General features: G+C 48.8%; 6 protein-coding genes. 1 reads left to right on the forward strand and 5 read right to left on the reverse strand.

The genetic code is table 11. The features are described from left to right. The 4 genes from VIM87_RS15220 to VIM87_RS15235 form a co-directional block, all read right to left on the reverse strand. On the reverse strand, positions 1-647 hold a 647-nt coding region (locus VIM87_RS15220; protein WP_331997818.1), incomplete at its 3' end, for an AraC family ligand binding domain-containing protein. Between the two features lie 90 nt (positions 648-737). After that, a complete protein-coding gene (locus tag VIM87_RS15225; protein ID WP_331997819.1) occupies positions 738-3,170 on the reverse strand; it encodes a TonB-dependent receptor in 2,433 nt (810 codons plus the stop codon). 61 nt (positions 3,171-3,231) lie between these two features. After that, positions 3,232-5,499 carry a M56 family metallopeptidase gene (locus VIM87_RS15230; RefSeq protein WP_331997820.1) on the reverse strand — a complete coding sequence of 756 codons (2,268 nt, stop codon included), beginning with the start codon at positions 5,497-5,499 and terminating at the stop codon, positions 3,232-3,234. Between the two features lie 18 nt (positions 5,500-5,517). Then, a complete protein-coding gene (locus VIM87_RS15235) occupies positions 5,518-5,922 on the reverse strand; it encodes a BlaI/MecI/CopY family transcriptional regulator (RefSeq protein WP_331997821.1) in 405 nt (134 codons plus the stop codon). A 167-nt stretch (positions 5,923-6,089) separates the two neighbouring features. Between VIM87_RS15235 and VIM87_RS15240 the strand changes: the two genes are divergently transcribed. Next, on the forward strand, positions 6,090-7,598 hold the full coding sequence (locus VIM87_RS15240) for a choice-of-anchor I family protein (RefSeq protein ID WP_331997822.1): 1,509 nt from the start codon (positions 6,090-6,092) through the stop codon (positions 7,596-7,598). 58 nt (positions 7,599-7,656) lie between these two features. On the opposite strand, the gene VIM87_RS15245 is transcribed toward VIM87_RS15240, so the two are convergent. Continuing rightward, on the reverse strand, positions 7,657-7,919 hold a 263-nt coding region (locus VIM87_RS15245), incomplete at its 5' end, for a hypothetical protein (protein WP_331997823.1).

A 7,919-nucleotide genomic window follows, 5' to 3' on the forward strand; every position in this document is an offset into this window, starting at 1 on the left:
TCATTGAGGTAAGAGGTGGAAATGTTTAAAGCAGCGGCATAAGCGGCCGGGCTTTTCATAGTTTTATAATTCCTGGATAATAGTCCTTTGAACTGGCGGGTAATAATAACGGTACGCGGGTGGCTGTTATCTGCAGCGGGATCTGTACCTGCATACACCTCTGCAAACATGGCAATAAACGCATCCAGTAAAGAGCGTGTTGCCTGCTGCCGGAATGCACTGTTGTTTTCTGATAGGTGTACTTCCTGTAATAATTTTACACATTGCTCCATTCTGCCGGTAAACATATCATCTACCGGCAGGGGTAACAATTGCGGCAGCTGCTGCTCAAACACCAGCTGATATTGTTTGTGTACCAGGTCGGCATTTACTGCTACTACCCAGGCCTTTACCTTATGCGCGCTTATACCGTAGTGCACCTGCCCCGGCAGAATGCAGAAGATTGTTTTACCGCTGGCGGTAATGGTTTTAAAATCTACCACCATCCGGGCACGGCCCTGCTCCATAACCATAAACAGGTAGTTTTCGTCGCGGTGCGCCAGGTTTGCATCGGCATCAGGATCCATGCCGGTGAACCGGCGGACTAAAATACCCAGCTGGTTAACCTTCTCTAAGGAGTGGAGGGGGATAGATCTGCGTTTAGGCATAATGGTAAAATTACTGCGAATTGTCCAATTATGCCTGTTTAAGCAGTAACAAAAAACCACGTACAGGCTCCCGTACGTGGTTCATCTATTCTACCTGATGCGTTGCTGCTCCGCATCCGCACCGCCTACTGAGCGGTCACGCTTTTCGTATGTCTTACCAAAGTTGTAAGAGAACGTTATTTGTGCTGCCCGGGTATCACCTTTGTTACGGTAATGGCCGCTGGCATTGGTTAAATTATTGATGTCGCCATAATTAAGACGGGTGTAGAACAGATCGCTGAAAGAGAGCTTCAGCGATCCTTTCTTTTGCAGGATCTTCTTTTCCAAAGCGGCGCCCATGGTCCAGAAATCGCCTAATACAAATTGCAGGTTGGTGATCTTGCCGCGGTATAATCCTGTCAGCTCTGCATTCCAGGTGGGCGCTATCTTAAACTGCGCGGTGGCATTGGTAACGTAGTTCATGCCATCTACATTCAGCACATTATTATACAGGTTACCTTTAAAGTGGCTGTACTCTCCTATTCCAAACCAATGCAGCGTAAACCATTTAAAAGGCTGCAGGTCGGCATTTACAGAGAGGGACACATAGTTACTGGTACCGACATTGGCCGGGCGGCTAAAAAAACGGTCGCCACGGGCTTCGATGGTCTCTCCTATTTCGCCTGCATAGTGTGAATAGTTAATTTTTGTGGTGATCCTGTTCCGGTACACCCAGGAAAGATCCAGCGAGTGGCTTATAACCGGCTGCAGGAAAGGGTTGCCCACGTAATACATGAACTTATCCAGAGGAGATATGAACGGGTTCAGATCATTGAAACCCGGGCGCTCAATACGTTTGCTGTACGAGAGTATGAACTGTTGCGTGGAGGCGGAATCTGTCTTGTAGGCCAGGTAAAAGGTGGGGAACAGGTTGGTGTAGTTCCGTTTAAAAGCGGAATCTGTTTTTACCGCATTACCCAGCTGCCGGCCCTGCATAATGGTATTTTCCAGGCGCAGGCCGGCCTGCAGCGAAAGCTTTGCCCACTCTTTTGAAAAGTTGCCATAAGCGGCGTTGATATGTTCTTTATACAGGAAGTGGTTGGTTTTGTCGTAATCCGGCGTGGTGATACCTGCAATGGTAACCGCATAATCGGCCTTGTTATCGGTAGAGATATAGCTTGTTTTCAGCCCGCCTTCTATTTTGGCTTTCTTTGACAGCGGATGCGTATAGTCTGCTTTGGCGCTGTAAATATTGATGCCGGAGGGTATAAGTCCCTGCAGCTCGTCCCGGCCTTTCAGCGTACTGTCTGCATAATAGCTGGCATTTTTAAACAGCTGGTTTGTTTCGGATTCATTGCGGATATAATCCAGGTCAATGCCCAGCGTGCGGCCGCTGCTGTCATACTGATGGCGGTAATTCAGGTTTACCCCGCCGCGTTTAAAGGTGCGCACATCACGGTTATCGGCCGTTACAAATGAATCCAGCTTATGCGCAGGATTATACAGCAAGCTGTTATTGCCTACCAGGCCGGTTGCCTTTTGGGTGTTGCCATTCAGCACAATGCCGATGGTGGTGTTCTTATCTTTATAATAATCCACGCCCATTTTCAGGGAAGGCGAGCGGTAATTGCGGCTGATGGCGGAGAACTGGGAAAAATCCGACAGCAGGCTGCCATCTTCATTAAAATAGCTGCGGGCAATAAGCAGGTCGCTGAAATTACGGTTATAGCTGTACCCTGCGCTTACAAAATAGTTAAAGGCATTATTGCGGATATTCAGGTTCAGGTTATTGAAACTTCTGGGGTATACCCCTTGTACATATGACGTTGATACGTTGCCGTTAAACCCCTTCTGTTTCAGCTTTTTGGTGCGGATGTTAATGATGCCTGCATTACCGGCAGCATCGTATCGGGCAGGCGGCACGGGCATGAGCTCTATAGCTTCCAGCGAACCGGAAGGCAGGGAGCGCAGGTACGCGGCCAGGTCGCTGCCGGAGAGATAGGTGGGCTTATCGTCAATGTAAATAGTTACGCCGGATTTACCCAGCAGGCTGATATTGCCATCCTGGTCAACCAGTACGCCGGGCGATTTTTCCAGCACATCCAGCGCGCTGGTGCCTGCATTGGAGATCAGCGCATCTACATTTACAATGGTACGGTCAATGCGGGTTTCCACAAATGGTTTACGGGCCGTTACATTCACATCTTTTAACTGCGTGGCAGTAGCCGGCTGCAAAATAATGTCCGGCAATACATGGTTTGCATTCAGCTGCAGGGTATCGCTGTTATAGCTGGCATACCCAATATAGGTAACGCTTATACGATAAACGGCAGGTTTTAGCCGGGTGAACAGGAACTGTCCCTGTCCGTTAGCGATGGCGGCTTTTACCAATGTTGAATCTTTCATCAGGGTAACTGTGGCGCCGGCAATTGCCTGCCCGGTTTGATCTTTGAGGCGGCCGCTTAATACCATGTTTTGCTGCGCGTACAGGCAATAGGATAACAGCACCATGCTGATGGCCAGCAGGCAGCGGATAATATTCATAAAAAGGACGGATTTAGATGCGGGCAAACAATCCCTGTTTGCCCGCTAATGACTGGAATGGTTAATAAGAACTAAGGGAAACGGTTTTATTCTCACCTACATGAACATGCGAGCTGGTATGCCCACCGGATTTGGCATAAGTGTAAGTATCTGATGGGTTTTTAACGTATTTCTCCTTATAACGCTTTAATACATTTGCCGGCTGCGGCTTATCATTCACTACAAATTCGCCCTGGTTCAGGCGGAAGGAGAGATTGTCCTTTTGGGTGATCAGGCCATCCTTCATCATATCTTCCACAATATTATCAGTAAGACTATTGTCAATCTTTACAGGCGCTACAGGGGCGGCCAATGGCGCTGTAGGCGACAACCTGCTGCTTTGTACACTCAGGGATTCGCGGGCGTTTATTGGCTCACGTACCTGTACCCGCCGCTGACCGGCATCATTACGCTGTGCTTCCCGGTCAAGCTCCATTTTCCTTCTTTCCAGCTCCTCTTCTTCCCGTTTCAGCTTTTCCTCCTGGATCTTCCGGTCCGTTTCTATTTTCCTGCGGATCATGTCCGCCTCCTCCATTTTCCGGTCCATTTCCATTTTCTTCCGTAGCAGATCTGCCTGGGCAGCATCTCCTTCCATTTGCCGGAAAATGGTGTTTACCTCTGCATACCTGGATGGCAGCTGATCCTGGGGTACCTGCACGCCATCTACCATTAAGCCGGTCATGCGGTTATTGTCTACTGATATTTTGTACACCTTACCATTGGTGGTATTGGTAATAATGCCGGTATAGGTAGCATTGGCCTTGTGCAGCACCGGTACGGTATCCTGCTGCGGGTGGTAGGGCTGGTAGCCGGACTGATAGGGTTGATAGCTGGGCTGGTAAGGCTGATAGCTACCTTGATAAGGAACCTTGTAATCCGTATATAATGTTTGTAAGGCGGCGGTATAAGGTGATAACAGTTGTTTGTCATCGCCGTCAAGGTACACTTCTTTTCCATTCACTTTAAATAACAACAGCTTATGATGTGCATCGGTCTCTGCCTGGAACAAAGTGTTATTGCGTTTAAACAGGTGAACCGTATAGGGCTGCCCGTTACGTTGTTCTTCAAATTGTAAGGTAGTGCCATTGGTTACACCGGCGGCGTCCAGGTCTTTGAATTTATCTTTATGTTTATCTTCAGCTGCAGGCGTAGCTACCGGCTGGTGCCGGGTTTCCGGTTGTGGTTTGCCGGCAGCAGCCGTAGTTATTTTGTCCATTACCTGCACTATTCCAGGCACCGGCGCTTCCTGCCTCCCGGGATGGGAGAACACCATACCCAGCATACCTATGAGGCTGAAACAAACAAGCAGGAAAGATTTTTCCGCTACATTCAGCGTGTTATTATGCTGGCCCAGGATCCGTTTTACCCGGTGCAGCAGCTGCTGTTTTTTACCGGGAAATGCCATGCCATACCGGGTGCCGGTGGTAAGGTATAATTCCTGGAAACCTACCAGCGCCTGTATATATCCTTTTTTGCTTTGGGTAGCGGCAATGGCTATGTCATCACAGCAATGCTCCCTTTCTTCACGGATGCGGGCGGAAAGCCACAACAACGCAGGGTTAAAGAAGAAAATGGTTTCAGCAAAATGCTGTATAAGGTTCACCAGGAAATCGCGGCGGCGGATGTGCGCCAGCTCATGCAGCAGCACAGCCTCTACCTGGTCCGGCGGCAGCTGCGCCATTAAACCAATGGGCATCAGGATCACCGGCTTTAACATACCTATGGCTGTAGGCACCTTTACCATAGCGGATTCCAGCAGCTGCACACGCCGTTTCAGCTGCAATTTAGCAGCCAGCATTTGCAGCCAGCCTGTTAATGCGGCATCCGGCGCAGTGGTTTTATAATAACGGATGCGCTGTATAGATACCAGGCCGCTGAACAGCCATAAGAGCTTACCTGCAAAAATGATGAACCAGAACATAACCAGCAAAGGCGCATGCTCATTGAAATAGCTGATAAAAAGTTCTGTAAAAGCCGGTTCTGCCGGTGCGTTCATTTCCGGCATTGTCACCGGTGTTACAGGGGTTTGCGGGGCAGTTACCGCCGCTGATTGCAGGGTTGCCGCAGGGCTGGTCTTTAGCTGCTGCAGCTCATAAAAGAAGGTGCCTATTGCGCTGCCCACCAGCACAAAGAACAAACCGGTAAATATATTATAACGCAACGCCGGTTTGGCCTTACGGGTAAATAAGATCAGAATGCCTGCCACCACAGCCAATATAAGGCCTTGCCACAAAGAGTGTATCAGGGTCCAGCCAATGGCGCGGACCATATCATTTGATAAGGTGTGCATAATAAAGCGGTTTACAGATTATAGCTTATCAGGATCTATTTTATTTAAGAGGGCTTTTATTTCATCCAGCTCATTTTTGGATGTTTTTTTATTACCCAGCAATTGCAATAACAACGTAGTGGCGGAACCGTTAAAGGTGGTTTCCAGGAAACGGTCCAGCAGCAGGCCTTTGGTAGATTTCTCCTCCAGCACCGGGCTATACACATGCTTCATACTGCTCTCATCCCGGGCCAGCATTCCCTTGTCGGTCATGATCTGCATGATCTTTAAGGTGGAGGTATATTGCACGGAACGTTTCTCACCGTTCAGGTGGTCATTCACAAAACGTACGGTAGAAGGCCCGTGCTGCCATAATACCTGCAGGATCTCCAGCTCGGAGCGGGTAGGCTCTGCAGGCGCATTATTCTTAGCATCTTCTTTCATGATGTTAAAGGTACGAATCAATTCGTACGAAACAAGTATAAGGTTATATTTTTTTAAAAAAAGTGGATGAGCGGTTACTGTTAACAATTAGATAATACCTTCTTTACCTTATGTTCATATGGCTTTATTACTCTTGCGGCTGCAAAAAACCTATAGCAGCTAAACGTATGAGAACTAAACAATTATTGCCGCTTGCCATGCTGGTTATACTGGCTGCATGCTCCAAAGATGAACCGCATGACCCTGTGCTGAACGAAGACCCGTCTACCTTTACAGAAATTGGCTCCCTGGATATCGGAGAAACCGGCGCTGCGGAGATCAGCGCCTATGACCCGGCCACGAAACGCCTGTTTGTGGTGAACAATGACGAGGTGAATAAAATAAACAAAATAGATGTAATAGATTTTGCCGATCCTTCCAAAATGACGGTGATCAAATCCATTACTCCTAACAGCGGCGCAGTGAATAGCCTGTCTGTAAGCAACGGTAAGCTGGCTGCCGCTATAGAAGCCCCGGACAAACAGCAACCCGGCAAAGTAACGGTATACAACACCAGCGACTATACGGAAATTAAAACGATCCCTACCGGCGCTTTACCGGATATGATCACTTTTAGCCCGGACGGGAAATATATTCTTACGGCCAATGAAGGCGAGCCCAGTGCAGATTATACGAATGATCCTGTAGGTTCTGTATCCCTGATCAGCGTTAACGACAATTACAGTGTGGTAAATATTGACTTCAGCGGTTTTGCCTCCCAGCAGGCAGCCCTGGCGCTGAAAGGCCTGCGTGTGTTTGGTCCGCATGCTTCTTTTGCACAGGATATAGAGCCGGAGTACATTACCATTTCACCGGATTCCAAAACGGCCTGGGTAACCCTGCAGGAAAATAATGCCATTGCTAAAATTGATATAACCACTAAAACAGCTACTGATATTTTTCCGCTGGGCTTTAAAGACTATAACGTGGAGGCCAATGCCGTAGACCTGTCTGACAAAGACGGCGGTGTTAGCTTTAAAAAATGGCCTGTAAAAGGTATGTATCAGCCGGATGCCATTGCCGTATTACAGAATGGCGCTGTACCCTACCTGTTTACCGCTAACGAAGGCGACGTGCGCGAGTATGATGGTTTTGAAGAAGCTAAACGCATTAAAAGCATTACCCTGGACCCTGCTGCTTTTCCCAATGCAGCCGATCTGCAGAAAGACGAGCAGCTGGGCCGCCTGAACATCACCACTACCCTGGGCGATGCCAATGGAGATGGCTTATATGAAACGCTGTATTCCTTTGGCGCCCGCTCTTTCAGCGTATGGAACGGCAATACCGGCGCTATGGTGTTTGACAGTAAAAATGAGCTGGAAGCAAAAACCAATGCTGCGGGTTATTATGATGATGGCCGCAGCGATGATAAGGGTGTGGAGCCGGAAGGTATTGCCCTGGGCCTGGTAGGTAACAAGAACATTGCGTTCATTGGCATGGAAAGAGCCGATGCGGTGGCCGTGTATGATGTAAGCAACCCTATGGCCCCGGTGTACCTGCAGCTGCTGAAATCCGGCGATGCGCCGGAAGGCGTGCTGTTTGTGGCGGCTAAGGACAGCCCTACCAAAAAGAGCCTGTTAATTGTTAGCAGCGAAAATGATGGCGTGATCAAAGTATACTCGCCAAAGACGTTATAATTTTTCCATCTATTGTAAATACGCCAGCCCCGTACTTTGTGTGCGGGGCTTTTGCTTATCAAAACATCTTCTTCCAGAAACGGCCGGTATCTTTAACGGCCGGCGGCTCCACGATCGCTGCTTTGTTCAATGCCGTATCATTCGTCATTTTCCTGATCGCGTTTGCCAGTGGCGCTGCCTGCGGGAGCAGCGGGGTTGTTGGCTGCAGCGGAAAAAATTCATTTTTAACATCCAGCCCAATGGGAAACTCCGTACGGTGCACCCATTCTGCTTCCTCCAGCGCAGCTGCAGGCGGCATTTTCATTTTCTGATCTAAGCTGG

This window comes from Chitinophaga sp. (assembly GCF_036569125.1).
Lineage (GTDB): Bacteria > Bacteroidota > Bacteroidia > Chitinophagales > Chitinophagaceae > Chitinophaga.

Coding starts and splice junctions, on each gene's coding strand:
- VIM87_RS15225 (WP_331997819.1), bottom strand. CDS start 3,170: ATGAATATTATCCGCTGCCTGCTGGCCATCAGCATGGTGCTGTTATCC.
- VIM87_RS15230 (WP_331997820.1), bottom strand. CDS start 5,499: ATGCACACCTTATCAAATGATATGGTCCGCGCCATTGGCTGGACCCTG.
- VIM87_RS15235 (WP_331997821.1), bottom strand. CDS start 5,922: ATGAAAGAAGATGCTAAGAATAATGCGCCTGCAGAGCCTACCCGCTCC.
- VIM87_RS15240 (WP_331997822.1), top strand. CDS start 6,090: ATGAGAACTAAACAATTATTGCCGCTTGCCATGCTGGTTATACTGGCT.